Consider the following 26603-nt stretch of genomic DNA (forward strand, 5'->3'; position numbering starts at 1 on the left):
CGTCGCGCCCGGCGCCCGGGGGACGGCGCGCCGCACGCGCACCACCCGCAGGCGGGGGCCGGAGGCGCGGCGGGCGGCGTCAGCGGGCACCGGCGACCGCTCCCTCCGCGAGGCCGGCGAGGGCCGGCAGCAGGTGTTCGCCCAGGCGGTACGCCTCCGCCAGGGCCGGGCGGGCCTCGACGACGAACGTGGTGACACCGCGGCGGCGCAGGGCGTCCAGCTCGGCGGCCAACTCGGCGGGGGTCCCCACCAGCCCCTCCGGGACCGTGTGCCCCAGGGATGCGAATCCGTCCCAGCGGCCGGCCACGTCCTCGGGCGGCCCGTCGTCCTGCCCCACATGGCGCACGGACACCGACAGCTCCACGCCCAGCCGGACCGCGCGCCCCGGGGCACGGCGGTCCAGTTCGGCCCGGACGGCCCCGACGTCGTCGCCGAGCCGCAGCAGGTGGACATCGGCGTGGGCCGCCGACAGGTCCAGCTCCCCCGGCGTGGTCCCCGACAGGTACACCGTCGGGAAGGGCCGCCCCGCCAGCGGGTGCCCGAACCCGCCTCCCAGCACCCGGTAGAAGTCCCCCTCGAAGGTGTACGGACTCTCGTGCCACACGCCCTTCGCGACGGTGAGGAACTCGTGCGCCCGGCGCAGCGCGTCCTCCCCCGTCACCGGGTCGCCCTGGGCGGCGCGCACGGCGGGGTCGCCGCCCACCGCCACCTTCCACCCCAGGCGCCCGTGGGCGGCCCGCTGCAACGTGGCCGACAGCTTGGCCGCGTACACCGGTGTCGCGAACGAGGGTGGGAACTCCGCGACGGCCCGCAGGTGGCGGCCGGCCCGCAGCGCTCCCGCGGCGACCGTCCAGGGCTCCTCCCCGTCCGGGTCGTCCGGGGCGAGCACGCCGTCCAGCCCGGCGATCTCGGCGGCCCGCCAGGTCTGGAACGCCTCCTCCAGCGGCCCGTACAGGTCGCCGCGCACATCCGTGGCCACCGCACCCAACCCCCGTGCGGGGGCGGGCCCGGTGGGCAGGCGCAGGATCACCTCGGTCATCGCGCGGCCCCGGGGACCGGCGGGACCAGGGCTCCGGCCTTCTCCGAGACCGCGTCGGCCACGGTGGGCCGGGTCGGCAGCAGGCCGCCCGCGTACAGCAGGTCGGCGGCGTGCTGCTGTTCGGCGACGAACTCCTCCGTCACCGGGTGCAGCCCGAACGGCCGGGTGCGCAGCGCGTGCTCCCAGGCGTCGGGGTCGGTGTCCGGATTGCCGCGCTCGCGGGCGTCGGCCACGAAGATCTCCGCCGCCTCGCGCGGGTTCTCCCGGATCCAGGCGTCGGACTCCTGGAGCGCCCCGACGATCGCGGCCAGCTCGCCGGTGCGCTCCTCGGCGAAGTCGCGCCGGGTGAACCACAGCGACCGGTGGCTGAAGAGCCCGTCGGTGGCGACCAGGTCGCGGGTCTCCACCCGCTCCTCGACCGCCTTCAGACCCGGGTAGGCGCCCACCCAGGCGTCGATCCCCCCGTCCAGGAACTGTTCCCCCGCGTTGACGCCGGTGTCGACCGGGACGATGTCCTTCCAGGTCAGCCCCGCGCGTTCGAGGGCGAACAGCAGCAGGGCGGTCTGCCAGGAGCCGTGGGCGATGCCGACCCTGCGCCCCCGGAGGCCGTCCAGGCCCCGGATGTCGGAGTCGGCCCTGACGATGAGCCGCCCGTTCTCCACCCGGGGCTCGGAGATGGCCGCGTAGACGATGTCCAGCCCGTGGCCCTGGGCGGTGATGGGCGGGGTGAAGCCGGTGCCGATGAAGTCGTAGCCGCCGTCGAAGAGGTGGTCGGCGTGGACGGTGGGCAGCCCGTCGGTGGGGGCGGGGCGCGCGCCCTGGGGCAGGTCGCGCAGGTCCACCCACTCCACGTCGGGCAGCGTCCGTTCCAGGATGCCGCGGTGGCGCAGGACGAACAGCGAGTTGTTGTGCGGGAAGTACCCGACCTTGGTCATGGCGGTGCTCCTTGTGGTGGTGTGGCGGCTCAGCCGGTGGGGTTCTCGGGCAGGACGGCGTGTTCGGCGGCCAGGACGCGGTGCGCCTCGGCCAGCGGTTCGTGGGCGGCCCAGGCGTGCACGTCCACAGGCTCGGCCAGGAAGCCGTGGTCGTGCAGGAACCGCTGCTGGCGGTCGAGCAGGTCCAGGCGCTCGGCGGACAGGTCCGGGGCCAGGTCGGTGTGGAACCCGTCGGCGTAGGCGCGGTCCACGCCCGCCGCCCCCGAGTGCGTCTCGGCGGCCAGGACGGCGCGCACCTCGTCGGGCCGGGTGGCGGCCCAGGCGGCCGCGCGCAGGGTCTGGACGAGGAACTCGGTGACCAGCCCGGGGTTCTCGGCCAGGGTGCGCTCGTGCACGGTGATGGGCCGCGGGGTGCCGTTGTTGACGCGCGAGCGCCGGTCCGGGACGGCGTCCAGGTCCACGGCGACGACCGCGCCGATCGCCGCGCCCTCCTCGGCGGCACGGGCGCCCTTGACGTAGACGGCGTCGACCTCGCCCGCCGCGAGGGCGGACAGGCCGGGCCAGTTCCCGACCCGGGAGTCGGCTCCGACGGTGGGCTCGAACGCGGCCGGGACCTCGACCTGTCGGACGTCGTCGAGGGTGAGCCCGGCCAGGGCGAGGGCGCCCGCGAAGCCGTGCAGGGCCATGGCCCGGGGGAAGCCGCGGCCCGGGGTCGCGGCGCGGCCCGGGACGGCGACGCGCCGGCCGGCCAGGTCGGCGGGTCCGGTGATGCCGGTGCCGGGGCGGGTGAGGACGGCCTGTCCCTCGTCGATCCAGGTGAGGCCGATGAGGCGGGTGGGGGCGCCCTCGGACCTGGCGGCCAGGGCCGGGACGCTGCCGCCCTCGCGGAACAGGCCGCGCAGGCGGTGGTCGAAGTGGTGGGCGGCGATCTCGGGCGGGGCGTCCTGGAGGACGCCGACGTCCAGGCCGTGTCCGGCGAAGCCGGAGGCGAGCCAGCCGAGGTTGAGGGCCAGCCCGCTGGCGGTGGGGACGGGGCAGCGGGTGTACCAGACGCGGTCCACACCGGGCGGCGGTGTGACTCCGGCGACCGCGGAGGCGTCGGTGACGGAGGTGGTCATGGATGCTCCTGAGCGGTGATGGGACGGGTGGTGGATGGCGCCGGCTTCGGGGCGGCCGACCCCGCCCGGAGCCGGGGTGGGCGGCCGGGGTCGGCAGGCACAGGCGGCGGGTGTGGGCCGCCGGGTCGGCGGGCGGTCAGTGGGCGGCGGGGACGCCGAGTTCGGCGAGGAGGTCGCGGCGCAGGGCGAGCACGTGGGGGTCGTCGCGGTGCCGGGGGTGGTCCTCCGCCATCTCCCGGTCCAGGGCGATGCGGCCCTCGCGCAGGATCAGCACGCGGTCGGCCAGCCGGACCGCCTCGTCCACGTCGTGGGTGACCAGCAGCACCGCCGGGCGGTGCCGGGCGCACAGTTCGGCCACCAGGTCCTGGGTCCGGAGGCGGGTGAGGGCGTCCAGGGCGGCGAAGGGCTCGTCCAGCAGCAGCAGCTCCGGTTCGCGGACAAGCGCCCGGGCCAGGGCGACCCGCTGGGCCTCCCCGCCCGACAGGGTCGCGGGCCAGGCCCGCGCCCTGTCGGCCAGGCCCACCTCGTCCAGCGCCCGCTCCCCGGCGGCCCGGGTGGCCGGGCCGCGCCGCCGCCCCAGGGTGACGTTGGCCAGCACCCGGCGGGCCGGGATCAGCCGCGGCTCCTGGTAGACGGTGGTGCGTCGGCGGGGCACGAGGACCTCGCCGGCGTCGGGCTCCTCCAGCCCGGCGAGGATGCGCAGCAGGGTGGTCTTGCCGGTGCCGCTGGGCCCCAGCAGCACCGTGAACGCCCCGCGCGGGATGTCCAGGTCGACGCCGTCCAGGACGGTCTTGGCTCTGAATGCCTTGTGCAGTCCGCGCAGCCGCACGGCCGTGGTCATGGCGGTCCCTTCCGGGGTCTCAGCGGGCGGCGACATGTCCGCGCCAGGGCATGAGCAGCCGTTCCGCCAGGCGGATGGCGAGGTCGATGGCGATGCCGATGACGGCGTAGAGCAGGACGCACAGCACCATGTAGTCGGTGCGGTAGTACTGCTGGGCGAGGGTGACCAGGTAGCCGATGCCGGCGGTGGTGCCGATCTGCTCGGCGGCGATGAGGCCGGTCAGGCTCACGCTCAGGCAGATGCGCAGCGCCATGAGGATGCTGGGCAGCGCGGTCGGCACGATCACCTCGGCGACCAGGCGCGCCCGGCCCAGCCCGAGCCCGCGCGCCGCCTCCACGAGCCTGCGGTCCACCCCGCGTACGCCCAGGTAGGTGTAGGCGTACATGGGCGCCACCGCGGACACCGCGATGAGCACGACCTTGAAGGTCTCGTCCACCCCGAACCAGGAGATGAACAGCGGCACCAGGGCCAGGAACGGCACCGCCCGCAGGATCTGCATGGACGGGTCGACCAGTTCCTCGCCCAGGGCGGACAGCCCCGCGGCCACGCCCAGGACCAGCCCCGCCGCCGCCCCCACCGTGGCGCCCAGGGCGGCGCGGGTGAAGGAGGCGGCCAAAAACTCGGTGAGCTGGCCGGTGGCGACCAGTTCGCGCAGGGCCTGGAGCACGTCCGGCGGGGTGGACAGGACGGCCGGGTCCACGGCCCCGGAGCGCACGCCCCACCACCACAGCAGCAGGGCGGCCGCGGGGACGCTCAGCCGCAGCGCCAGTGACAGTGCGGGCGGGCGGCGGCGCGCCCCCAGGTGGGCGGGGCGCTCCAGGTCGTCGCCGGGGTCGGTGTCCGGGACGGCGGGGGCGTTGGACAGCACGCTCATGGTGGGCTCCGCTCGGAGGTGGTGCGGCTTCAGCCGGTGGCGGCGGACAGGTCGAAGACGACCTCGGAGGCGGTGACGGCCTCGGCGAGGATCCCGTGCTCGTGGAAGACCCCGCCGACGGTCTCGATGGCGGCCAGGTCCTCCCCGGTCGGGTACCGGAACTCGTGGGCCAGGCGCGTGGTCTCGATCGCGTCGTCCAGGCGCCGGCCGGTGCGGGCGGTGGGGCCCTCGTCCAGGAACACGTTCTGGAAGGCCTCGGGGTCCTCGTTTCCCTGGCGGACCAGCTCGTTGTAGACCTCGAAGAACACCTCCACGGCCTCGGGGTGCTCCTCCAGCAGTTCGACGCGGGCGGCGAACATGCCCAGGTCGGCGTCGTCCACGTCCTGGCCGGTCAGGATGGTCCGCGCGCCGTTGGCGACGGCCTCGGGGTAGGCGTCGACGATGGCCCACCAGGCGTCGATGTCACCGGAGGCGAACGCGGCGGCGCCCTCCTGCGGGTCGAGGTGGACGCGTTCGACGTCGTCGGGCTCCAGGCCCTCGGCCTCCAGTGCGCGCAGCAGCAGGTACTCGCCCTTGCCCGCCCGGTTGACGGCGATGCGCGCGCCGACGAGGTCGTGGAGCGATTCGGCGTCGCTGTCGGCCGGGACGACCAGGCCGTCGGCCAGGGGCGCCTCGGGGTCGGCGGTGTCGGCGACCATGAACACGCGCAGGTCGTCGCTGGTGGTCAGGGCTCCCACGGCGGGTGAGAGGGCGCCCTGCTGGATGTTGATGTCGCCGGTGCGCAGCGCCTCGCTCGCGGCGGTGAAGGAGGCGTAGGAGCCGCCCCATTCGATGGTGGCGCCGACCTCGGCGAGGCGCTCCTCGAAGATGCCCTCGCGCTTGGCGTAGGCGAGGGGGCCGGCGTTCCCGGGGTCGATGAGGCGCAGGACCGCGCCCTCGCCGCCCTCCTCGGCGGCCCCGCCGGCGGCGGTGCAGGCGGCGGTCGTGACCAGGAGCGCGGCGGCCAGGGTGAGCACCGGGATGCGGCGAAGGGGCATGGCGGTCGCTTTCGGGACGGGGCCCTGGGGTGGGCCGGTGGACGTCCACACCGTATTTGCCACATCGTGGCAAAGTCAACCTTTCCAGTAGGTTTTATGGGTAATAGGGCCGCGCCCCACGCCGACACATGCTCCGACCTGGGATCCCCTACTCGGCGGGGTGCAGCAGCAGCCTCTGGAACGCGGGCGCGAACTCCCGGGCGATCCGGGCCAACTCGGGGAACCGCTCCACCGGCAGGTCCTCGGCGTCGGCGCGCAGCGCCAGCGCCATCCGCACCCGGCCGGCCGCGTCCGTCAGCGGCACGGCCACGGTGCGCTTGCGGTCGGTGATCTCCCGGTCGTTGACCGCGTACCCCCGGGCGCGCACCTCCTCCAGCACGGCCCGGAGCCGGTCGGGGTCGGTGACGGTGTTCGCGGTCAGCCGTTCCAGCTCCAGCCGGGAGGGGTCGACCGAGGTGTCCCAGGCCATCAGGACCTTGCCCATCGCCGAGGCGTGCAGCGGGATGTAGACGCTCAGCCCCGACTCGGGGTCCACCGCCTCCCCGGCGATGACCACCGCACGCGAACCGCTGCGGACGGCCAGGCCCGGCGACGTGCCGGTGGCCTCGGCCAGGCTCTCCATGAGGGGTTCGATCCGGTACAGGCCGCGGTGCCGGTACAGGGCATGGCCCAGTTCGGCGACGGCGGCGCCGAGCCGGTAGCGGGAGGTGGCGGCGTCCTGCTCCAGGAAGCCCTCGGAGACCAGGGTGCGGGCCAGCCGGTGGGCCGTGCTGGTGCGCAGGTCCAGCAGCCGGGCGATGTCGGTGGCGCCCAGTTCGGGTCCGTGGTCGCGGAAGCAGTGCAGCACCCGCAGCGCCCGGACCACCGCCTGCGACCCGGCGGGCCGGGACTCCTCCTCCATCGTTCGCCTCTCCTCGCGCTCCGGGCCCCCACCGCGGGACGCCCCGTCCTACCGGACCACGCCCCACTGAACCACAGGGCGGCCCCGGAACACCCTCCCGAATTCCCCACTCAATCGATAGGCTTTGCCGGGTGGAACTCCTCGTGGCCGCCCTGGCCGGATTCGCCGTCGCCGCGCTGACCGCCCCCGTCGGCGTCTCCGGGGCCGTCCTGCTGCTGCCCGTGCAGCTCAGCGCCCTGGGCATGCACGGCCCCCAGGTCAGCGCCACCAACCTGCTCTACAACGTGGTGGCCACCCCGCTGGGCATCGCCCGGCTCGCCCGGTCCGCGCGCGGGAACGGCGCGGAGATGCTCGTGGTGACGGCGGCCGCCGTGCCCTGCGCGGTCGCGGGGGCGGCGGTGCGGGTCACCTGGCTGTCGGACCCGCTGCTGTTCCGCGGCCTGCTCGGCGTGGTCCTGCTCGGCACGGGCGTGCGGCTGCTGTCCCCCTCCCGGCGGGACGCTCCCCCGCGCCCGGGACGCGAACGCGGTGGCCGCCGGCTGCTCGCGGCCGCGGCGGGCGGCGCCTCACTGGTGGGCGCGGCGGTGGGCATCGGCGGCGGGTCCCTGCTGTCGCCGCTGCTGATCGGGGTGGCGGGCTGGATCACCGCCCGGGCCGCGGTGGTGGCGCTGACGACCACTTTCACGACCTCGGTCGTGGGACTGACCGCCTACGCGGTCTTCGACCGGGTCGGCTTCGGCGCGGCCCCGGCCGCCCCGGACTGGGAGACCGGCCTGGCCCTGGGCACGGGCGGCGCGCTGGGCTCCCTGGCGGGCATCGCCCTGTCGCGCCGGATGGGCGAGCGGCCCCTGCGCCTCCTGCTGGGCGCCCTCGTCTGCCTCACCGGTGCGGTCTACCTCGCCGGACTGCTCACCTGATCCGCCCCGGGACGCAGGGGCGGGCCGCCCCGGGGCCCCGGGGCGGCCCGTGCGTGCGCTCAGGCGGTGATGCCCCAGCGCCGGCGCAGGGCGCGGTCGGCCCAGTTGAAGAACACGTCGATCACGATGCCGATGACCAGGACGATGATGATGTAGCTCAGCAGCCGGTCGGCGTCGTTGAGCTGGCGGGCCTGGCTGAGCGCCCAGCCGATGGAGTTCTGCTGGTTGATGATCACCAGCAGCTCGCCCGCCATCAGGGAACGCCAGGCGAACGCCCAGCCCTGCTTGAGCCCCGTGACGAACATCGGCAGCGCCGCCGGGATGATGAGCACCGTGTACCGTTGCGCCCCGCGCAGCCCCATGACCTGCCCGGCGCGCAGCAGCGTCGGCGGCACGTAGTCGATGCCGGACACGAGCCCGCCCGCGATGGAGGGGGCGGCGCCCAGCACGATGACGAACATGATCGCCGACTCGCTGATGCCGTACAGCAGCATCGCGAAGGGGAACCACACGATCGACGGCATGGTCTGGAGCCCGGTGATGAGCGACCCGATGGCCGCCCGCAGCGGCTTGAACTGCGACACCGCCAGCCCGATGACCACGCCCACGGCCAGCGCCAGGGCGAACCCCGTGAGGGCCCGGCGCATGGTCACCTGCACCGCCGTCCAGAACTCCGGCGTGGTGATCTCGCCGAACAGGGCGGGCAGCACCCTGTCCGGGCCGGGGAACACGAACTCGGTCCGCCACCCCGACCACACCACGGCCTGCCAGGCGGCCAGCACCAGGACCACGGCGACCAGCTTGGGCCAGGTCGCCGACCACAGCACGCGGGCCCTCTCGCCGAGCCCGGTCGCGCCGGTGCCGCGCGCGGGCTGGAGTTCGAGGGCGTCCAGCCCGTGGACCTCGCGGTCCCGGTCCCTCACGTCGGCGTCAGGCATGGCGGGAGACCTCCTCGCGGAGCCGGTCGGTGATGGCGGCGGCCTGGGCCGCGATGGGCGCGGAGTCGATGCGGCGGGGCCGCTCGCCCTCCACGGGGAACTCGGAGATGACCCGGCCCGGGCGGCTGGACAGCAGCACGACCCGGTCGCCCAGGCGCACCGCCTCGCGCACGTTGTGGGTGACGAAGAGGACGGTCAGCCCCTTCTCCTGCCAGATCCGCTCCAGCTCGTCGTGGAGGATGTCGCGCGTCATGGCGTCCAGTGCACCGAAGGGCTCGTCCATGAGCAGCACGTCGGTGTCCTGGGCCAGGGCGCGGGCCAGGGCGACGCGCTGGCGCATGCCGCCGGACAGCTCGTGGGGCTGCTTGCGCTCGAACCCGGTCAGTCGCACCAGGTCCAGAAGCTCGGCGACCCGCCGCCGGCGCTCGGCCCGGGGCACCTTGTTGACCTTCATCGGCACCTCGATGTTGGCCCCGACGCTCAGCCACGGGAACAGCGCGGCCTCCTGGAACATCATGGAGACCCGGTGGTCCCCGACGTCCACGGCGCCGGTGGTGGGGCGGTCGAGTCCGGCGACGAGGGAGAGCAGCGTGCTCTTGCCGCAGCCGGAGGCCCCCACGATGGACAGGAACTCCCCGGTCCCGACGGTGATCGACATCCCGTCGATGGCGGTCACGGCACCGCTGCCGTGGCCGAACACCTTGGAGATGCCGTCGATCTCGACGGCGGCGGTACGCGGGGGCGTGTCGGTGACGGCGGTCATCAGGGCCCCTCCCCTTCCAGCCCGGCGACCGGCTCTCGGCCGTCCTCGGCGAGGAGGGCGTTGAGCGGGTCCAGGGCGTAGATTCCGGTCAGGTCGACGGGGTCGAGCAGGCCGACGGCCTCGGCCCTCTCGGCTCCGGTGAGCAGTGAGTCCGCGGCGGGGTCGACGGTGAAGGCGATGTTGTCGAGCGCCGCGGCGGTGAGGTCGGGATCGGGCGTGCTCCCGGTGATCTCCTCCAGGTGGGCGGAGACGGCCCACAGGGTGGCGTCCGGGTCGTCGTTGACCAGGTCGACCGCCTCGACGTGTCCGCGCAGCAGGTCCTCGACCCGTTCGGGGTGCTCCCGGAGCAGGTCGGCGGAGACGACGAGGTGGGTGGTGACGAACTCACCGCCGGGCCACAGGTCGGCCTCGTCGACGAGCAGGTGCGCACCGTCCTCGGCGAGGACTCGGCCGAGGAAGGGCTCGGGGAGCCAGGCCCCGTCGATCTCGCCGAGCGCGAAGGCGTCGACGGTCTCGGGGTTGCTCTGGGGGACGATGGACAGGTCGCCGCCGCCGGCGGTGTCGGTCTCCCAGCCCTGTTCGCGGGCGAACCAGCGCAGCGCCACGTCCTGGGTCCCGCCGAGCTGGGGTGTGGCCAGGGTGGTGCCGCGCAGGTCCTCGACGTCGTCGATGCCCTCCCGGACCACGAGGCCGGTGCCGCGGGTGGCGGCCCCGGCGACGATGTGCAGGGCCTGCCCCTCGGACTGGTGCCAGCCGTTGACGGCCGGGCTGGGCCCCAGATAGGCGGCGTCGATCTCGCCGGAGAAGAGGGCGTTGACGGCGTCGGGGCCGCTGTTGAAGGTGCGGGTGTCGAAGGCGGTGTCGCCCAGGGCCCGGGCGAAGATCCCGTCCTCCACCCCGACCAGCGCGGGGGCGTGGGTGAGGTTGGGGAAGTAGCCCAGGGTCAGCGTGTCGTCCCGCTCGGGGTCCGCGGCGCATCCGGTGGCGGCCGCGCCCAGGACCAGCAGGACCGCGGCCGCGGTCCGCAGGGGCGGGGAGGGCACACGCATGAGGAGTCCTTTTCGGGTGCGGTCTGGCAACGGACAAAACTCTACTTAATAAGTAGGATTTGTGAAAGTCACCGCGCGCCCCTGTCAGAGCACGGGGTTCCGGAGGCCCGCGACCCGGACGCCCTCCCCGCTCCGACCACTCCAAGCCCCACGGAGAAAGCGCAGCTCAGAGCGTTGCGCCGACACGAATCCCCTCGTGGGGGCCGCGCCACCGCCGACGGCCGCCACAGAAAGTGATCCAGGCCACTTTCCGTGGCGGCGCCCCGCCGGGTCAGAAGCCGGCGACCTCTTCCCGGTCGAGCTCGGTCAGCACCCCGTTGAGCAGGTCGAGCGCGTAGATGCCCTCCAGGTCGACCGGGTCCAGCAGGCCGACCCCCTCCGCGTGCTCGGCGCCGCCGCGCAGCGACTCCGCGACCGGGTCGACGGTGAAGGTCATGTTGCCGAACGCGGAGGCGACCACCTCGGCGTCCAGCTCGCCGCCGGTCAGCGACTCCAGGTGGGCGATGGCCGCGGCCTGGGCCTCCTCGGGGTTGTCGTTGATCCAGTCGACCGTCTCGACGTGCCCGCGCAGCAGGCCCTCGACGACCTCGGGGTTCGCCTCCAGGAAGTCGGCGTTGACGATGAGGTGGGTGGTGACGAACTCGCCGCCGGTCTCGGGCCACAGGTCGGCCTCGTCGACCAGCAGGTGGCCGCCGCCCTCCTCGACCAGGCGGCTCAGGTGGGGCTCGGGGACCCACGCGCCGTCGATCTCGCCGAGCAGGAAGGTGTCGATGATCTCCGCGTTGTCCTGGGGCAGGATCGACAGGTCGCCGCCGCCCTCGGTGTCGACCTCCCAGCCCTGCTCCCGGACGAACCAGCGCAGCGCCACGTCCTGGGTGTTGCCCAGCTGCGGCGTGGAGAGGGTGGTGCCGGGCAGGTCCTCGACGCTGTCGATGCCCTCGCGGACGACCAGCCCGGCGCCGCGCGAGGTGGACCCTGCGATGATGCGCAGGGCCGTGCCGTCCGACTGCGACCAGCCGTTGACGGCCGGGTTGGGGCCGATGAACGTCGCGTCGATCTCCCCGGCGAACAGGGCGTTGATCGCGTCGGGGCCGGCGTTGAAGGTCTGGGTCTGCAACTCGACGTCGCCCAGCGCCTCGGCGAGGGTCCCGTTCTCCACGCCGACCAGGGCCGGGGCGTGGGTGAGGTTGGGGAAGTAGCCGAGGGTCAGGGAGTCGGCCGGGGCGCCGTCGCCGGACCCGCCGCCGTCCTCCGCTCCCCCGCACGCGGTCGCGGCCAGGCTGAGCGCCAGGGCCGCCGCGGCGGCGGAGAGCACGGTGGTGCGCTTGCTCATCTCGGGATTCCTCTTCACGACGTAGGGGGAGGCCGGAGCGACCAGGAAAAAACATACTTAATTAGTAGGATTAGTAGGAAGTCAATCGACAGTGATCCAGCTCACAAAAAGCTTGCGCAGAGGGGCCCTGGCCGGGAACGCCGCGAGGGGCGGCGGGGCGCACGGCCCCACCGCCCCTCACGGTGTGCGGGGTCCCGCGCCGCCCGCCGGAGAGACGAGCCGGGGGCGGCGCGGAGCCCTGGTGCGATCGGGGCCCGCCGGGCCCCGCTCGGTGTCGTCGCCGGGTGCTACTCGGCGGTCTCGATGACGTTGCCCTCGGCGTCCACGGCCAGGACGACGCCCTGCCAGGACTCCTTCACGAACTCCAGGACGCGCTCGTCGTGCAGCAGCTCGGCCAGGAGCCGAACACGCTCGTCCTCGGCGTTCTCCTCCAGGGCCACCAGGCCGTTGGCGTAGGCCTGCACGTAGTCGTCGCCCTCGGGCTCCCAGGCCAGGACGTTGCTCTCCTCGGGCAGGTTCGCCTCGATGGCGTAGTTGCCGTTGACGACCGCGGCGTCCACATCGGCGATGGCGCGCGGCAGCTGCGCGGCCTCCAGCGGCGTGACGGTGATGTCCTTGGGGTTGTCGGTGATGTCGTTCTCGGTGGCCAGCTCGCCGGCCTCCGGGTCCACCTCGATGAGGCCCTCGGTCTGGAGGATGCCCAGGGCGCGGTTGAGGTTGGCCGGGTCGTTGGGCACGGCGATCTCGGCGCCCTCGGGCAGGTCGGCGACGCTCTCGACGCTCTCGGAGTACAGGCCGAGGCGCTCGATGTGCACGTCGGTGATGTAGGTGAAGTCGGCGTCGGGACCGTTGGCCGTCCACTCCTCCAGGTAGGTGCGGTGCTGGAAGTAGTTCGCGTCCAGCTCGCCCTCGACCAGGAGGGTGTTGGGGGTGTTGTAGTCGGAGATCTCCACGATCTCCAGGTCCAGCCCGGCCTCCTCGGCGAGGTTCTCGTCGATGAAGGCGAGGATGTCGCCGTGCGGGACGGGGCTGACGCCCACGCGCAGCACCTCCGCCGCGCCCTCTCCCCCGTTGTCCTCCGCGGCCTGCTCACTGGGGGCGCCGCAGGCGGTGAGCGCCAGGGTGACAGCGGCGGCGGCACCGATGACGGCTGAGGTCGTGCGCATGTGCGCTCCTTCGTGATCGTGAGGGTGGGGATCGCGGGGGGTTCCGCCGCACCGGTGCGCGACCGGCGCTCGGGTGGGACCGGAGGGTCCGATGGGACATCCGATGACCCAATGGAAGACTATCCCACCTCCTTGGTAGGAAATCTCCCGGCCTCCCCCCGCGCCACGTGGCATCGGCCACAGGGGGCCAAGATTACCAACTAATACGGTAGCTAATATCGAGAATAGGCCGCATCATGGAGTCATGCTCACCGCACACACCGCCACAGCCGAGACCGAGGCCCGGCCCGCACGCCCGGCCCTGACCGCCGTCCCCGGCCCCCGGGAGACCCCCGGCGCCGACTCGGGCGAGCACTCGCTCCTGGGCGTGCTACCCCTTCCCGAGAGCGGCAAGTACATGCTGGTGTACGGGGTCGTCGTGGACGAGCCCCACACCCGGGTCCGCCCCCTGCCGCCCGCCGGCGGCCTGCTCCTGGACCGCGACGCCCGCCGGGTGTGGTCGGACGGGCGCGAGGTGGAGCTGACCTACCAGGAGTACGAGCTGCTGGAGTGCCTGACCGGCTCCCCCGGCCGCGCGATCACCCGCACCGAGCTGATGGAGCGGGTGTGGGGCGCCGCGGAGGGGATGCACTCGCGCACCATCGACGTGCACATCCACCGGCTGCGCCGCAAACTCGGCCCGGCCGGGGACCTCATCGCCACCGTGCGCAGGGTCGGCTACATCTACCGGGGCCCGGGCGCGCCCTCCGCCGAGGCCTGACCGCCGGCGCGGCGGGCGGGCCCCGGAGCGGCACGGCGCACCCGCCCGCGCGTCAGGCCCGCCCCCGCGCCCGGCGCTCCGGGCTGCGCGTGGGCGTGTCCCGCGCCAGGCGCTCCACCACCTTCTCGGCGATGTCGCCCAGCACCCGGACCTCCTCCGGGGTGAGCAGGTCGATGAAGTGCTCCCGCACCGTCGCCACATGGGCGGGCGCGGCGGCCTCCAGGACCTCCCGCCCGTGACCGGTGAGCGCGATCTCACTGCCGCGGGCGTCCTCCTCCGCCTCCAGGCGCCGGACCAGGCCGCGCTTCTCCATCCGGGAGACGTGGTGGGAGAGCCGGGAGGTGGACCAGAGCATGCGCGAGGCCATCTCACGGGTGCGCAGCCGGTTCCCGGCGGCCTCGCCCAGGTTGGACAGCACGTCGTAGTCCGCGTCCGACAGCCCGTCCTCGGCGAAGTCGCGGGTGATCCGCAGGTCGAGCAGGGCGCGCATGCGCCGGTAGCCGCGCCAGGCGCGGGCCTCGGGGGCGGTGAGCCAGCGTGGTGGTTCCATGCCCCCACCCTAGCGTTGACATGTCACCAAGACTCCCCTTACATTGGTGACACGTCACCGGGATATCGGATTCTTGGTGACACATCACCAAAGGAACGCCATGTCCTCCCTCCCCCTCCGGTACACCGCCCTCACCGCCGGCCTCGCGCTCTTCGGCCTCGGGGTCGCCCTGATGGTCCGCGCGGACCTGGGGATGTCCTCCTGGGACGTGCTCCACCAGGGCCTGGCCCACCGCACCGGCCTGCCGTTGGGCGGGGTCGTGATCGGGGTCGGCGCGCTGGTGCTGCTGCTCTGGCTCCCCCTGCGCCAGCGGCCGGGTCCCGGCACCGTCGCCAACGTGCTGCTGGTCGGCCCGGCCGTGGAGGTCTCCCTGGCCCTGCTCCCCGATCCGCAGTCCCTGCTCTGGCGCTGGGCCCTGCTGGCGGCGGGCGTCGTGCTCACCGCCGCGGCCACCGCCCTCTACGTCGGCGCGGGACTGGGCCCGGGTCCCCGGGACGGGCTGATGACCGGCCTGGCCGCGCGCGGCCTGAGCATCGCCCGGGCGCGCACCGCGATCGAACTGTCCGTCCTCGTCCTGGGCTGGCTGTTCGGCGGCTCGGTCGGCGTCGGCACCGTGCTCTTCGCCCTCGCCGTCGGCCCGCTCACCCAGGCGTTCCTGTCCGTGCTCCGCACCGGGGCGCCCCTCCCCGCGCCCGCCCACTCGCCCTCGAAGAACTGAGGAGGCACTCCCATGCCCCGCCTGATGGTCCTCTCCGCCAGCACCCGCCCCACCAGCCCGGGCCCCTCGATCGCCTCCTGGGTGACCGGGCGCGCGGTACGCGAGGGCGTGTTCACCCCCTTCACCGTGGACCTCGCCGAGCTGGCGCTGCCCTTCCTGGACGAGCCGGGCTCCCCCTCCCAGGACGCGCCCGTGCACCCGCACACCAGGGCGTGGAGCGCGACGGTCGCCTCCGCCGACGCCTTCGTGTTCGTGGTGAACGAGTACAACCACTCGTACACCGCCCCGCTCAAGAACGCGGTCGACTTCCTCTTCCACGAGTGGCGGCGCAAGCCCGTGGGCTTCGTCGGCTACGGGATGTCCTCGCGGGGGATACGCGCGGTGGAGGCGTTCCAGCCGGTGGCGGCGGCCCTGGGCATGGTCCCGGCGGCCCCGGTCGTCACGGTCGGGCTGCGCGACGACCTGGACGGGGCCGGGGTGTTCCGGCCCGGCGCGGCCCTGGACTCCGCGGCCGACGCGATGCTGCGCGAGCTGGGCGGCCTGGAGCGGGCGCTGTCCGGACTGCGCGCCTCGGGGGCCGCCTGACCCCGGGACACGGCGAGGGGGGCGGGCACCGGCCCGCCCCCTCGCGCGTGCGCGCTCCGGCTCAGAAGGAGAAGCCGCGGAACAGCAGGAACGCCAGCACCAGGCCCACCAGCAGGTTGAACACGGTGGCCAGGGCGAAGACGCCGATCGGCCGCCAGCCGGCCTCGCGCAGCGAGCCCGCCTTGAACTCCAGGCCGATGCTGGTGAACGCCGCGATGAGGAACCAGTCGCGCAGCGCCTTGGCGGTGTCCAGGCCGTCCTGGGCGCCGTCGCCCCCGGCGTTGGCCCAGACCGTGGCGATGACCGAGGCGGCCAGGAAGCCCAGTACGAACTTGGGGAACCGCTCCCACAGGGTCGTCAGGCCCGGACGGGCGGCGGCGCCCTCCCCTGCGGGGGCGGCCTTGACGGCGAAGTAGGCGGTGAGCAGCACCGCCACCACGCCCATCAGGACGTTCTGGGTGGACTTGACGATGGACGCGATCTGGAGCGCGTCCTCGCCGACGATCGCACCGGCCGCGGCGACCGCCGCGGTGGTGTCGATGTTGCCGCCGATCCAGGCGCCGGCCTGGGCGTCGTCGAGGCCCAGCACGCCGACCAGCCAGGGCAGCAGGAAGATCGACGGGACGGCGAACAGGATGACCAGGCTCGCGGTGTAGGCGAGCTGCTCGCGGCGGGCCTGCACGGCCCCGGCGGCGGCGATCGCGGCGCTGACGCCGCAGATGGAGACCGAGGAGGCCAGCAGCGCGCGCAGCCGGTCGTCCAGGCCGAACCGGCCGCCGAGCCACCAGGTGAACAGGAACACCGCGGTGACCAGGAACAGCGCCTGGAGGATCGCGGGACCCGCGGCCCGGACGATGACGTCGAGCAGGACGGTGGAGCCCACCAGGACCAGGCCGGTCTTGATGAAGAACTCGGTGCGGAAGGCCGGGGCCAGGCGGTCGCGCACGCCGGCCAGGGTGAGCACCAGGTTGCCGAGCAGGCCCAGCAGGATGGCGTAGACCGGGTACTCGACGGCCTCGGCGAACCCGGCCAGGGCCGTTCCCGCCGCGGCCTCGGGGACCCAAGAGGTGAGGAACCGGGTGGTGGCGGCGAGCGCCAGGACGACGGCCAGGCCGACCGCGGCCCAGGCCGGGGAGGCGCCGCCGCGGACCGCCGGGGCGTCCGCGCCGCCGCTTCCGGTGGTGTCCTCGGTGGCGGCCGCGCCCTCCCCTGCCGCCTCCGGCGGGCCCGGGTCCGCCCCGGTCCGCACCGTCTCGGCCCCGGCGGCCCCGGGGGCCTCCTCGGGGGTCTCGTCGCCGGGGGCGGGGTTCGCGTCGCTCACGGGATCAGCCCCGCCGGGATGGCGCCGACCAGGGCGAGGCCGAGCAGGACGAGTCCGGTGACGGTGGCGGCCCAGTCCTCGCCGAGGCTGCGGCGGGGGCGTTCGGGGGCGGTGGGGGGTGTCTCGCTCATGGTCCTTCTCTGTTTCTCCGGGCGCCGGTGTCGGGGCGCCCGGGGGGTGGGGGGACGCAGCGGGGCGCCGCCGATTCTCTATAAAACCTACTGATTTAGTGTAATTAAAGGCCGTGCGGAGCGCCAGGCCCGGGCGGACACCCGTCCGCCCGGGACTCACCGCGCTCCGGACCGGGTCAGCCCCGGGGTGCGAGGACCGGGAGCCCCTGGGCCCGCCAGGCGCGGAAGCCCCCGACGAGGTCCGTGGCCCGGCTCAGGCCCAGCTCCTGGAGCTGGGCGGCGGCCAGGCTGGAGGCGTAGCCCTCGTTGCAGAACAGCACGATGTGCCGGTCGGCGGAGTCCGCCTCGGGCACCCGGTCCGGACTGGTCGGGTCCAGGCGCCACTCCAGGACGTTGCGGTCGATGACCAGGGCCCCGGGGATCTCCCCCTCGGTCTCGCGGTTGACGGCGGGCCGGGTGTCGACCAGCAGCGCGCCCGCGCGCTGGGCGGCCAGGGCCTCGGCGGGCGAGAGGCGCTCCAGGCGGGCGCGCCTGCTGTGGAGGAGGCGGTCGACCGCGCTCACCGGACCCCCTCGCGGGCCGGGACGCTGTCCAGGGTCGGTGCGCCGGGCTCGGGGTCGGTGGTGAGGACGCTGTCGGTGCGGCGCAGGGCGCCGTCGCCGCCGACCTCGTAGTAGTGCATGGCCGTCAGCGGCGGGGAGTAGGCGTGCACGCTGACGGCGGGCGCGCCGGAGGCGTTGACGACGTCGTGGACGTGGCCCAGCGGGAAGCGGCCGCCCCCGCCGTCGGCGAGGGTGCGCTCGCGCAGCCGGCCGGCCCAGTAGCGCTCGACCAGCTCGCCGGCGACGACGGTCAGGGCGCCCAGGGAGCCCGCGTGGTCGTGCAGCCGGGTGGACTGGTCGGGGGTCCAGGAGATGAGCCAGACGTCGGTGTGGTCGTCCGCGTGCAGGCGCACCGACCAGCGGTTCTCGGCGTCGAAGCGGATCTCGTGCAGACCCCGGCGGACCTCTTCGGCCACTTCGGCGGTCAGCGCCGCCAGGCGGTCCAGGGTGAGCGGCGTGGGTGCGGTGGCGATGTCGGCGGTCATGGGCTTCGTCTTCTTCTCACTGCTGCGGCGGACGGGGTCGGGTGCGGGCGGCGCGGCGCGCCGGCCGCTCACCGACAGCGTTCGTCGAAGGTGAGCGACCTCCGCCAGGTCCGCGGCGGGTGTACCGGAGTGCTGACTGCCATGCACCGCAGTAAACCACATTCCCTACAGGTTTAGTCGGCATACTCCCGCGCCACGCGCGTCGCACCCGCGCCGGACACACCGCCCGACCTCGCTCAATGGCACCCCTCCGAATATTTCCTACTTTTCTGGTTGACAAAATGTGTTTAGCGTTCCAGCCTGGAGAGGGGGCCGACGGAATCGCGGAGCCGCCGGCCAGGACCCGCCGCACCCGCGGCGCCCGCCCGGGCCACCCCGCCGGGCGGACGCCGCGAGGCCGGTCCCCACGCCCCGGGCCGGGAGGGCCGCCGTGCGCGGAGCGGCCCGCCACCCCGGCCCGGGGCGTGCACACCCCCGCCGCCCGAGCCCTCCGCACCGAACGCCACGCCGAAGATCGGGCACCGCCGCCCGTCGCAGGCCCACCCGTGCTGTAATTCCACACAATTCCGGTAGGTATTCACAGGTCAGTGTGCGCCACAAGCAGGAGGTTCCCCGTGTCCGAGACGATCACCGGCCCCGCCCGAGGCACGGCCGACGACCGGGCGCCCGCCCGGGTCCTGGCCACCGACGCCGAGGCCCTGGACGCCGTGCGCGACCTGCTCCCCCACCTGGCCGAGGGCGCCGCCGCCCGCGACCGGGACCGCACGCTCCCCCGCGGGCAGGTGCGCGCGCTGTCGCGCTCCGGCCTGCTGGGCATCACCGTGCCGCGCTCCCTGGGCGGCGCCGGCGTGCGCGCCGCCACCGTCGCCGAGGTGCTGCGGCTGCTCGGCACCGCCGACCTCAGCCTCGCCCAGATCCCCCAGCCGCACTTCGCCTTCCTCAACGCCGTGCGCCTGCGCGGCGGCCCCGCCGCCCGCGAGCGGGTGTTCGGCGACGTCCTGGTGGGGGCCCTGCTCGGCAACGCCCAGGCCGAGCGCTCGGGGAGGACCGCGCACACGCACGCCACCCGGCTGGAGCGCGACGGCGAGGAGTGGTGTCTGGAGGGCACCAAGTACTACGCCACCGGCTCGCTGTTCGCCGACTGGCTCGCGGTCGTCGCCCCCGCCGAGACCCCCGGCGGCCCGCGCCCGCACATCGCCCTCGTGCCCGCCTCCGCCCCCGGGGTCCGGATCGAGGACGACTGGAACGGGATGGGCCAGCGCACCACCGCCAGCGGCACGGTGCACCTGTCCGGGGTGCGGGTGCCCGACGCGCTGGTGCTGGAGCAGTACCGCACATTCGAGGCCCCCACCACGTTCGGCGCGTTCGCCCAGCTGCTGCACACCGCCATCGACGTCGGCGCGGCGCGCGGGGCCCTGGACGCGGCCGCGGAGTTCGTCCGCACCAAGAGCCGCCCCTGGTTCGAGAGCGGGGCGGACACCGCGGCGGAGGACCCCCTGCTCGTCCACCGGTTCGGCGAGCTGGAGGTCCGGGTCCGCGCCGCCGAGGCGCTGCTGGCCACCGCCGCCGCCCGGGTGGACACCGCCGACGCGGTCCTGGCCCAGGACTCCCCCGGGGCCGGGGACGCCACCGCCGAGGCCTCCCTGGCGGTGGCCGCCGCCAAGGTCGCCGGCGGCCGGACCGCCGTGGAGGTGTCCTCGGCGCTGTTCGAGGTGGCCGGGACCCGCGCCACCGCCCAGGGCGAGAACCTGCACCGTTTCTGGCGCGACGCCCGCACCCACACCGTCCACGACCCGGAGCGCTGGAAGGTCCAGCACCTGGGCGAGTACTCCCTCAACCGGCGCCGCCCCCCGCGGCACGGGCAGATCTGACCCGCGACGACCGCTCCGTCCCGACGGCGTCCGTCCGACCGACACACCGAATCCGAAGGCCCGCCATGACCACCACCGTCCTCGTCGGCAACCCCCGACCGCACTCGCGCACCGCCACCGCCGGGCTGGCCGTGGCCCGCCACGCCGCCCGGGCCGCCGGGCTCCCCGAGCGGGCCGACCTGCTCGAACTCGCCGGCCTGCAACCCCTGCTGCTCACCCCCGGTCCGCCGCTGGACGTGGCCGCGGCCCTGGAGCAGGTGCGCGCCGCCGAGCTGCTGGTCGTGGCCAGCCCCACCTACAAGGCCACCTACACCGGGCTGCTCAAGGTGTTCCTGGACCTGCTGCCCCCGGGCGGCCTGGCCGGGGTCACCGCGGTCCCGGTACTGGTGATGGCCTCGCCCGCGCACACCCTCGCGGTGGAGGTGCACCTGCGGCCGCTGCTGCTGGAGCTGGGCGCGACGGTGCCCGCCGCCGGGGTGGCGCTGCTCCAGGACACCGTCCCCGCCGGGGGCCCGGACGTCCCCGCCCCGCTGCTGGACGAGGTGCTCGCCCCCTGGGCCGGGGCCGCCGCGCCGGCGCTGCGCGCGACCGCCCGGGCCACCGCGTCCTGAACCCGCCGTCCCACCACCCCGGGAGAGTCCGTTGAGTGCCACCGAGACCGTCCCCCCGCCCTCGACCGAGGCCGGCCGTTTCCGCGCGACGCTGCGCAACCACCCGGCCGGGGTCGTCATCATCACCGCCACCGTGGAGGGGCGGCCCGTGGGGCTGACCGCCACCTCCTTCACCAGCGTGAGCCTGGACCCGCCGCTGGTGTCGTTCTACATCGCCGACTCCTCGACCACCTGGCCGGCGCTGCGGCTGGCCGGGCAGTTCGGTGTGCAGCTGCTGGGCGAGGAGCAGTCGGAGCTGGCCACCCGGTTCGCGAGCAGGGGGGCGGACCGGTTCGCCCCGCCGACGGCGTGGCGGCCCGGCCCGTCGGAGGTCCCGCTGCTGGACGGGGCGGTGGCGTACCTGGTGTGCGACCGCTTCGACACCCGGCTGATCGGCGACCACTGGCTGGTGGTCGGCCGGGTGACCCACACGCTGGTGCTGGAGGACCCGCGGCCGCCGCTGGTCTACCACCGCGGGGCGTTCGGCGGTGTGGCACCGCTGGCCTGAAACGCTCCGCGGGACACGGGGGGCGCCCGCGGGCGCCCCTCGCCCGTGACAGAACGGACGGCGCGGGCTAAATTCGTTGGGAGCCCCGACTAATTCCTTCACCGCGGAGTCCCGATGCCCCTCGTCGCCGGAATCGACAGTTCGACCCAGTCCTGCAAGATCGTGGTCTGCGACGCCGGGGACGGGAGCGTGGTGCGCGAGGCGCGCGCCCCGCACCCGGACGGCACCGAGGTCCACCCGCGCGCCTGGTGGGCGGCGCTGGAGGAGGCCTCGGCGGGCCTGCTGGACGGGGTCGCGGCCGTCGCGGTGGCCGGCCAGCAGCACGGCATGGTGACCGTGGACGGGGACGGCGAGGTGGTGCGCGAAGCCCTACTGTGGAACGACACCCGTTCGGCCGGGGCCGCCGAGGACCTCATCGCCGAACTGGGCGGGCCCCGGGCGTGGGCGGAGGCGGTGGACAACGTCCCCGGTGTCTCCCTGACGGTGTCCAAGCTCCGCTGGTTCGCCGAGAACGAGCCGGAGGCCGCCGCCCGCGCGACCGGGGTGATGCTGCCGCACGACTGGCTGACCTGGTGGCTGACCGGCCGGGAGGGCGCCCCGACCACGGACCGGGGCGACGCCTCCGGGACCGGGTACTGGTCGGCGAGCGGCGGCGGGTACCGGACGGACCTGCTGGTGCGGGCGTTCGGGCGGGAGCTGGACACCCCGCGGGTGGCGGCGCCCGCCGAGACGGTCGGGTACACCCCGGGCGGGGCGGTGGTCGCCCCCGGCACCGGGGACAACATGGGCGCGGCCCTGGGCCTGGGGTTGCGGCCGGGCGACGCGGTGGTGTCGCTGGGGACGAGCGGGACGGTGTTCGCGGTGAGCGAGACCCCGGTCCGCGACGCCTCGGGCACCGTGTGCGGGTTCGCCGACGCGACCGGGCGCTACCTGCCGCTGGTGTGCACCCTCAACGCCGCCCGGGTGCTGACCGCGACCGCGGGGCTGCTGGGCACCGACCCGGCCGGTCTGGACGCGCTGGCGCTGGCCGCCGAGCCGGGGGCGGGCGGGCTGGTGATGCTGCCCTACCTGGACGGCGAGCGGACCCCGGCGCTGCCCTCGGCCGCCGGATCGCTGCACGGGATGCGCCGGGACAACATGACGGCCGCCCACCTGGCGCGGGCCGCGGTCGAGGGGATGCTCTGCGGGCTGGCCGACGGGCTGTCCGCGCTGACCGACCGGGGCGTGCCGGTGCGCCGGGTGCTGCTGGTGGGCGGGGCCGCGCGTTCGGAGGCGGTGCGCCGGGTGGCGGCGACCGTGCTGGACGCGCCGGTGGCGGTGCCCGAGCCCGCCGAGTACGTGGCGCTGGGCGCCGCCCGCCAGGCCGCCTGGGCGCTGGCGGGCACCGACGCCCCGCCGGAGTGGAACGCCGGGGGCATCGCGGAGGAGGTCGGGGCCTCCCCCGCCCCGCAGGTGCGCGCCCGCTACGCCGAGGTCCGCCGCGCCGTCCACGGGGTCTGACCGTCGGGGGCCCTCAGCGGGGGCCCGCGGTGGCGGTGGCCGGGGCCGCCCACAGCAGGGGAACGGCGGCCGGGTCGCCGGTGGTGCGCCAGCGGTCCAGGCGGGTGCGCTGCCAGTCGGCCAGCGCGCGCACCGGCGCGGGGGCGTCGTGGGCGGCGTCCACGGCGGCGATCAGCTCCGTGAGCGGCCGCTCCCCGGCCGGGACCCCGCCGAAGCGGTGGAAGGCGGCGTTGGTCGGCAGCGCCCACCGGGCCGCGGTGACCAGGTCGGCGCCGTTGCGCAGCAGTGCCGAGGCGGGGCCGAAGGGTTCGGCGAACCGGGTGTCGGCGCCGCTGTCGCAGGCGATGAGCGCCACCCGCGCAGGGGACGGCCACACCTCGTGCCCGGGCCGGCCGTCCGGGGTGCCCAGCAGCAGGTCCTTGGCGCTGAGCGGGCGGTGCCCGCGCACCGGTTCGGCGTGGCCCCCGGTGTCGGCGGTGCAGCACAGGTGGAGCAGGGTGTCCTCGCTCTGGCCGTCCTCCACCGGGGCGGAGGTGGCGTGGCCGACGTAGAGCAGGCGGCGCGCGCCCGCGCGCAGGGCCCCGCCCAGCCAGTGGCGGTCCTGGTCGGTCCGCCGCAGCGCCTCCTGCGGCGCGGCCACCCGGGGCAGCATGTCGTCGGCGGCGCGGTGGGCCTCGACCAGGGCGAGCACGTCCGGGTCGGTGCCCGGCCGCCCCAGCACCGACCCGAGTTCCGAGTCGGCGCGAAAGCCCGGTACGCGCGGGTCCAGGACCAGCACCGCGGGCCCTCCGGGCGCGGGCTCCGGGCGGGGGCCGGCGGTGAGGGCGGCCGGGGCCGCCAGGGACACGTCGGCGAGGTCGAGCAGGCGGGTGCCGCCGGGGTCCGCCGCCAGCAGTTCCCAGGGGACGCGGCCGGTGCGCGGGGACGGCTGGACCCGCACCAGGGGGCGCATGCCCAGCCCCCGGGCGACGGTGCGGATCTGGTCGGTGAGCTCGGCGGGCCAGAGCACCTCGGACAGGCGGGCGGCCAGGGCGCGCTCGGCCGACGGATCGGCGAGCGCGCCGTCCAGGGCCGCGGCGATCCCCTCCGGACCCGGCAGGGCGGCGGACAGCTCCGCCAGCACGGCGTCGGTGTCCGGGCCCGGCGCGTAGCCGGTGCCGAACCCCTGGGCTCCCGCCGTCCAGCGCCAGGACATGTAGAGCCCCCCGGCGTCGGCCAGGCGGACCAGCACCGTCGGCACCGGCTCCGGGTAGGCGCGGTCGGCCCCCGCGACCGGGGCGACGGACCCCTCGGAGACCACCGGGCGGCGGTAGCGGGCCTCGGCCGCGGCGATGTGCTCCTGGAGGGCGAAGCGCCCCGGCGACACCTCCACCCGGGGCACCGGCCCCACCCGCAGCCCCGGGGCGTGGGCGGCCGGAGGCGGGAAGAGCGCGGCGACCGGGTCGGCGGGGCCGGGGGCGCGGTCCACCGCCAGTGGTGCGCCCGCGCAGGCCACCTCCACGAGCTCGAACAGCAGCCCCTGGTCCCCGGTGCTCCAGGCCAGACGGAAGGCCAGGTCGGCGGCGGCGCGGGAGAGCTCGCCCCAGCGGGCGCGGGCGTGCCCGGTGGCGAAGTCCGCGCGCACCGCCGCCAGCGCCAGCGCGACCGGAACCGCCGTGGCCAGGGCCGTGCGCAGCAGCTCGTGTTCGCGGCCCGGGAAGGCCCCCGCCTCCGCGAGGGCGGCGGCGCTCGTGGCCATGAGCAGGTCCACCTGGGCGCAGCGCTCGAACGCCCCCTGCTCCTCGAAGAGGGCGCGGGCCCGGGAGGCGTGCTCCCGCACGGCGGGCAGGTCTCCGGCGGCCAGGGCGCGGCGTGCGTCCTCCAGCAGGCCCTCCCCCAGGGCGGCGCGCACCCCGTGCTCCTCGAACCGGGCGCGGGAGGCCGCGGCCAGGGCCCGGGCGGTGTCGGTGGAGCCGCTCACGCGCGCCAGGGCCGCGCGCACCTGTTCGCAGGCGGCCAGGGAGACGGGGTCGCCCCCGCGCTCGAAGGCGACCGAGGCGCGCAGGTAGAGGCGTTCGGCCTCGGCCACGTCCCCGCGGAGCAGGGCCAGGTGGGCGCGGCCGCCGTCCAGGGAGGGCGGCTCCCCGCCGTGGGCGCGGAAGCGCTCCGCGGCCCGGGCGAGGAGGTCCTCGGCCTCGTCGAGGCGGCCGGTCTCGGCGAGCAGGTCCGCGAGGCCGGAGAGCAGGTAGGGGACGGGGTGCAGGCCGGGGTCGGTGGCCGCCAGGGCGGAGCGGTACAGCTCTTCGGCGGCGCCCCACTCGCCCCGGGTGACCAGGAGGAGGGCGCGGCCGCCCGCGGCCTCGGCGCGGTGGACCTCGGGGGTGACGCTGTCGTCGGCGCGGGCCCCGGCCTCGTCCAGCAGGGCCGCGGCCCGGCCGGTGTCGCCCAGGCGGCGGGCGTTCTCGGCGCGTTCGATGAGGGTGTGGACGAGGATGCCGGTCCAGACGGGGCGGGCAGTGGGGCCGGTGACGTGCGGTCCCAGGGGGCGCAGGAGGGCCAGGGCGCGGTCCAGGTCGGCGGCCCCGCCGGTGAGGTCGGCCAGGCCGACGCGGGCGCGGCCGAGGTCGGAGAGCAGGGTGCCGCGCAGCAGGTCGACCACGGGTGAGGGGTCGAGGCCGCCGGTCGCTTCGAGGAGCCGGTCGAGGATGTCGCGGGCCTCGCGGAAGCGGTGGAGTTCGAGAAGGGTCCCGGCCTTGGCCAGCCACTCGTCGTAGGGTTCGCCGAAGAAGACGCCGTACTCGACGGGGATCTCGTCGGGGGGTCCGCCGGCCATCAGAAGTCCTCGTCCGCGCGGGCGGCGCGGACCTCGGCGGTGAACGGGGGCGGCTCGCCGGGGGCGGCGGGGGCGCCGCGGGCCAGGTCGAGGCGGCGGGCGGCCAGGGAGCGCAGCCGGTCCCGGAACACGGCGGCGCCGGGGCCGCTCGGTCCGGGGTCGAACCCGGGCAGCAGCACCGCGACGTCCGGAGCGGGCACGGCGGCGGCGGGGAGGTCCAGAGCGGCGCCGCCCGCCCAGGCGTCGCCGTCGGGTGCGAGGGGGATCCGGACGGGGGCCGCGCCGGGGGCGGGGACGACCTCGGCGACGGGATGGGCGGACACGCGCGGCCCGAGGGGTCCCATGACCGCGCGCACCTCGATGGAGCGGGCGGCGCCGTGGGCCAGGACCGTCCAGGAGACGGCGGCCTCCGCCGCGTCCAGGAACCCGGCGGGGTGGCGGCACCAGTCGTTGGCGCCGTGGCCGCGTGCCAGGGTCCGGGCGCGCCCGGGTGTTCCGGGGCCCGCCGCGAGGGCGTAGCCGTCGGCACGGGACGGGGCGGCCGGGGGCGCCGCCGCGCCCGTGAGGGCGTCGATGTCGCCGCCGTCGATCCCGGCCGCGTCGGCGACCGCGGCGAGTCCGGCGGCGAGCCCGGGCGGGCCCTCGTCGAGCAGCGCGCCGATCCCGGCGCGGTGCTCCAGCAGCAGGTCGGCGGCCGCGTCCGGGGGCAGGGCGCGGTGGGCCCGGTGGGCGAGAACGGCCAGTTCCAGTCCCAGCAGGTCGGTGTCCAGGGCCGGGACGCCGTCCAGGCGGGAGGCGGGCCACCAGCGGGCCGCCCAGTGGCCCAGGGCCAGGGCGGCCAGGGGCCGCTCCAGGGCGCCCGGCCCGGCGGGGACCCGGACGGTCGTGCCGGGGGCGGCGACGGCGGCGACCGCGCGGGCGGTGTCGGGGCCGTAGAGGTCCCACAGCCACCCCTGGGCGGCGGACACGTCGTCCAGGTGCGCGTCGGGCAGGCCGGACGCGGTGATGTCCGGCCAGGCCAGCAGCCCGCCGTCGGCGTCGACCACCGAGGAGGCGAACAGCGGCGGGGCGGCGCTCCGGCCCGCGAGGGTGACGGTGACGCCGCCCTCGGCCGCGGTGATCTCCACGTCGGTCATGCGCCGCTCCCCCGGCCGCGGGCGGCGGGCGTTCCGGTGCGGGACCGGCGAGCGTGGGACGGG

The 26603-nt window shown here is 75.6% G+C and carries 27 protein-coding genes; 8 read left to right on the forward strand and 19 right to left on the reverse strand.

Going from position 1 to position 26603, the window contains the following annotated elements; translation table 11 throughout:
• Positions 1-79: 79 nt before the first annotated feature.
• From ABZ249_RS01160 to ABZ249_RS01190, 7 genes are all read right to left on the reverse strand, one after another.
• Entirely contained in the window at positions 80-1039 is a 960-nt protein-coding gene (locus tag ABZ249_RS01160) for an LLM class flavin-dependent oxidoreductase (protein ID WP_355255499.1), read from the reverse strand.
• Positions 1036-1974, reverse strand: coding sequence for an ABC transporter substrate-binding protein (locus ABZ249_RS01165; RefSeq protein ID WP_355255502.1), 939 nt, complete (start codon positions 1972-1974; stop codon positions 1036-1038). Before ABZ249_RS01165 ends, ABZ249_RS01160 begins: the two co-directional genes overlap by 4 nt.
• A 29-nt stretch (positions 1975-2003) precedes the next feature.
• Positions 2004-3092, reverse strand: a complete 1089-nt coding sequence (locus ABZ249_RS01170) for an ABC transporter substrate-binding protein (RefSeq protein WP_355255505.1) — start codon at positions 3090-3092, stop codon at positions 2004-2006.
• Positions 3093-3228: 136 nt separating this feature from the next.
• A complete protein-coding gene (locus ABZ249_RS01175; protein WP_355255508.1) occupies positions 3229-3933 on the reverse strand; it encodes an ABC transporter ATP-binding protein in 705 nt (234 codons plus the stop codon).
• Positions 3934-3952: 19 nt separating this feature from the next.
• Positions 3953-4807: an ABC transporter permease gene (locus ABZ249_RS01180; RefSeq protein WP_355255511.1), complete on the reverse strand. Its 855-nt coding sequence runs from the start codon at positions 4805-4807 to the stop codon at positions 3953-3955.
• A 29-nt stretch (positions 4808-4836) separates the two neighbouring features.
• Positions 4837-5844, reverse strand: a complete 1008-nt coding sequence (locus ABZ249_RS01185) for an NrtA/SsuA/CpmA family ABC transporter substrate-binding protein (protein ID WP_355255514.1) — start codon at positions 5842-5844, stop codon at positions 4837-4839.
• Positions 5845-5992: 148 nt separating this feature from the next.
• Complete coding sequence (locus ABZ249_RS01190) at positions 5993-6745, reverse strand: IclR family transcriptional regulator (RefSeq protein ID WP_355255517.1); 753 nt, start codon at positions 6743-6745, stop codon at positions 5993-5995.
• A gap of 131 nt (positions 6746-6876) precedes the next feature.
• Between ABZ249_RS01190 and ABZ249_RS01195 the strand changes: the two genes are divergently transcribed.
• The gene (locus ABZ249_RS01195; RefSeq protein WP_355255520.1) at positions 6877-7662 is read left to right on the forward strand and encodes a sulfite exporter TauE/SafE family protein; all 786 of its coding nucleotides are present in this window, start codon (positions 6877-6879) and stop codon (positions 7660-7662) included.
• 59 nt (positions 7663-7721) lie between these two features.
• Here the strand turns inward: ABZ249_RS01195 and ABZ249_RS01200 are convergent, their stop codons facing one another.
• The 5 genes from ABZ249_RS01200 to ABZ249_RS01220 form a co-directional block, all read right to left on the reverse strand.
• Positions 7722-8600 (reverse strand): ABC transporter permease, encoded by an 879-nt coding sequence (locus ABZ249_RS01200; RefSeq protein ID WP_355255523.1) that lies wholly within the window; start codon positions 8598-8600, stop codon positions 7722-7724.
• Complete coding sequence (locus ABZ249_RS01205) at positions 8593-9363, reverse strand: ABC transporter ATP-binding protein (RefSeq protein ID WP_355255526.1); 771 nt, start codon at positions 9361-9363, stop codon at positions 8593-8595. The genes ABZ249_RS01200 and ABZ249_RS01205 overlap by 8 nt, the downstream gene beginning before the upstream one ends.
• Positions 9363-10412: an ABC transporter substrate-binding protein gene (locus ABZ249_RS01210; RefSeq protein ID WP_355255528.1), complete on the reverse strand. Its 1050-nt coding sequence runs from the start codon at positions 10410-10412 to the stop codon at positions 9363-9365. The genes ABZ249_RS01205 and ABZ249_RS01210 overlap by 1 nt, the downstream gene beginning before the upstream one ends.
• A 271-nt stretch (positions 10413-10683) precedes the next feature.
• Positions 10684-11745, reverse strand: coding sequence for an ABC transporter substrate-binding protein (locus ABZ249_RS01215; protein WP_355255531.1), 1062 nt, complete (start codon positions 11743-11745; stop codon positions 10684-10686).
• A gap of 287 nt (positions 11746-12032) precedes the next feature.
• On the reverse strand, positions 12033-12911 hold the full coding sequence (locus ABZ249_RS01220) for a MetQ/NlpA family ABC transporter substrate-binding protein (protein ID WP_355255534.1): 879 nt from the start codon (positions 12909-12911) through the stop codon (positions 12033-12035).
• Between the two features lie 244 nt (positions 12912-13155).
• Here ABZ249_RS01220 and ABZ249_RS01225 point away from each other — a divergent pair, with 244 nt between their 5' ends.
• Positions 13156-13671: a winged helix-turn-helix domain-containing protein gene (locus ABZ249_RS01225; RefSeq protein ID WP_355255537.1), complete on the forward strand. Its 516-nt coding sequence runs from the start codon at positions 13156-13158 to the stop codon at positions 13669-13671.
• A 52-nt stretch (positions 13672-13723) separates the two neighbouring features.
• Here ABZ249_RS01225 and ABZ249_RS01230 read toward each other — a convergent pair whose 3' ends face one another.
• Positions 13724-14221 (reverse strand): MarR family transcriptional regulator, encoded by a 498-nt coding sequence (locus tag ABZ249_RS01230; RefSeq protein ID WP_355255540.1) that lies wholly within the window; start codon positions 14219-14221, stop codon positions 13724-13726.
• A gap of 100 nt (positions 14222-14321) precedes the next feature.
• Between ABZ249_RS01230 and ABZ249_RS01235 the strand changes: the two genes are divergently transcribed.
• Positions 14322-14939, forward strand: a complete 618-nt coding sequence (locus ABZ249_RS01235; protein ID WP_355255543.1) for a hypothetical protein — start codon at positions 14322-14324, stop codon at positions 14937-14939.
• Between the two features lie 12 nt (positions 14940-14951).
• On the forward strand, positions 14952-15524 hold the full coding sequence (locus ABZ249_RS01240; RefSeq protein ID WP_355255546.1) for an NAD(P)H-dependent oxidoreductase: 573 nt from the start codon (positions 14952-14954) through the stop codon (positions 15522-15524).
• A 61-nt stretch (positions 15525-15585) separates the two neighbouring features.
• Here ABZ249_RS01240 and ABZ249_RS01245 read toward each other — a convergent pair whose 3' ends face one another.
• From ABZ249_RS01245 to ABZ249_RS01260, 4 genes are all read right to left on the reverse strand, one after another.
• Entirely contained in the window at positions 15586-16845 is a 1260-nt protein-coding gene (locus ABZ249_RS01245; RefSeq protein ID WP_355255549.1) for a putative sulfate exporter family transporter, read from the reverse strand.
• Positions 16842-16976 carry a hypothetical protein gene (locus tag ABZ249_RS01250; RefSeq protein ID WP_355255551.1) on the reverse strand — a complete coding sequence of 45 codons (135 nt, stop codon included), beginning with the start codon at positions 16974-16976 and terminating at the stop codon, positions 16842-16844. The genes ABZ249_RS01245 and ABZ249_RS01250 overlap by 4 nt, the downstream gene beginning before the upstream one ends.
• 176 nt (positions 16977-17152) lie before the next feature.
• Complete coding sequence (locus ABZ249_RS01255; protein WP_355255553.1) at positions 17153-17539, reverse strand: rhodanese-like domain-containing protein; 387 nt, start codon at positions 17537-17539, stop codon at positions 17153-17155.
• Positions 17536-18063: a cysteine dioxygenase family protein gene (locus ABZ249_RS01260; RefSeq protein WP_355255555.1), complete on the reverse strand. Its 528-nt coding sequence runs from the start codon at positions 18061-18063 to the stop codon at positions 17536-17538. Before ABZ249_RS01260 ends, ABZ249_RS01255 begins: the two co-directional genes overlap by 4 nt.
• Positions 18064-18677: 614 nt before the next feature.
• On the opposite strand from ABZ249_RS01260, the gene ABZ249_RS01265 reads away from it, so the two are divergent.
• The 4 genes from ABZ249_RS01265 (at position 18678) to xylB (ending at position 22592) form a co-directional block, all read left to right on the forward strand.
• Positions 18678-19934 (forward strand): SfnB family sulfur acquisition oxidoreductase, encoded by a 1257-nt coding sequence (locus ABZ249_RS01265; RefSeq protein WP_355255557.1) that lies wholly within the window; start codon positions 18678-18680, stop codon positions 19932-19934.
• A 65-nt stretch (positions 19935-19999) separates the two neighbouring features.
• Complete coding sequence (locus tag ABZ249_RS01270) at positions 20000-20545, forward strand: NAD(P)H-dependent oxidoreductase (RefSeq protein WP_355255559.1); 546 nt, start codon at positions 20000-20002, stop codon at positions 20543-20545.
• Positions 20546-20576: 31 nt separating this feature from the next.
• Positions 20577-21092, forward strand: coding sequence for a flavin reductase family protein (locus ABZ249_RS01275; protein ID WP_355255562.1), 516 nt, complete (start codon positions 20577-20579; stop codon positions 21090-21092).
• Between the two features lie 114 nt (positions 21093-21206).
• A complete protein-coding gene (gene xylB, locus ABZ249_RS01280) occupies positions 21207-22592 on the forward strand; it encodes a xylulokinase (protein ID WP_355255565.1) in 1386 nt (461 codons plus the stop codon).
• 13 nt (positions 22593-22605) lie between these two features.
• On the opposite strand, the gene ABZ249_RS01285 is transcribed toward xylB, so the two are convergent.
• Entirely contained in the window at positions 22606-25404 is a 2799-nt protein-coding gene (locus ABZ249_RS01285) for a tetratricopeptide repeat protein (RefSeq protein WP_355255567.1), read from the reverse strand.
• A complete protein-coding gene (locus ABZ249_RS01290) occupies positions 25404-26540 on the reverse strand; it encodes a hypothetical protein (protein WP_355255570.1) in 1137 nt (378 codons plus the stop codon). Before ABZ249_RS01290 ends, ABZ249_RS01285 begins: the two co-directional genes overlap by 1 nt.
• Positions 26541-26603 lie beyond the last annotated feature (63 nt).

It is taken from the genome of Nocardiopsis sp. NPDC006139 (assembly GCF_040614155.1).
GTDB lineage: Bacteria > Actinomycetota > Actinomycetes > Streptosporangiales > Streptosporangiaceae > Nocardiopsis > Nocardiopsis changdeensis.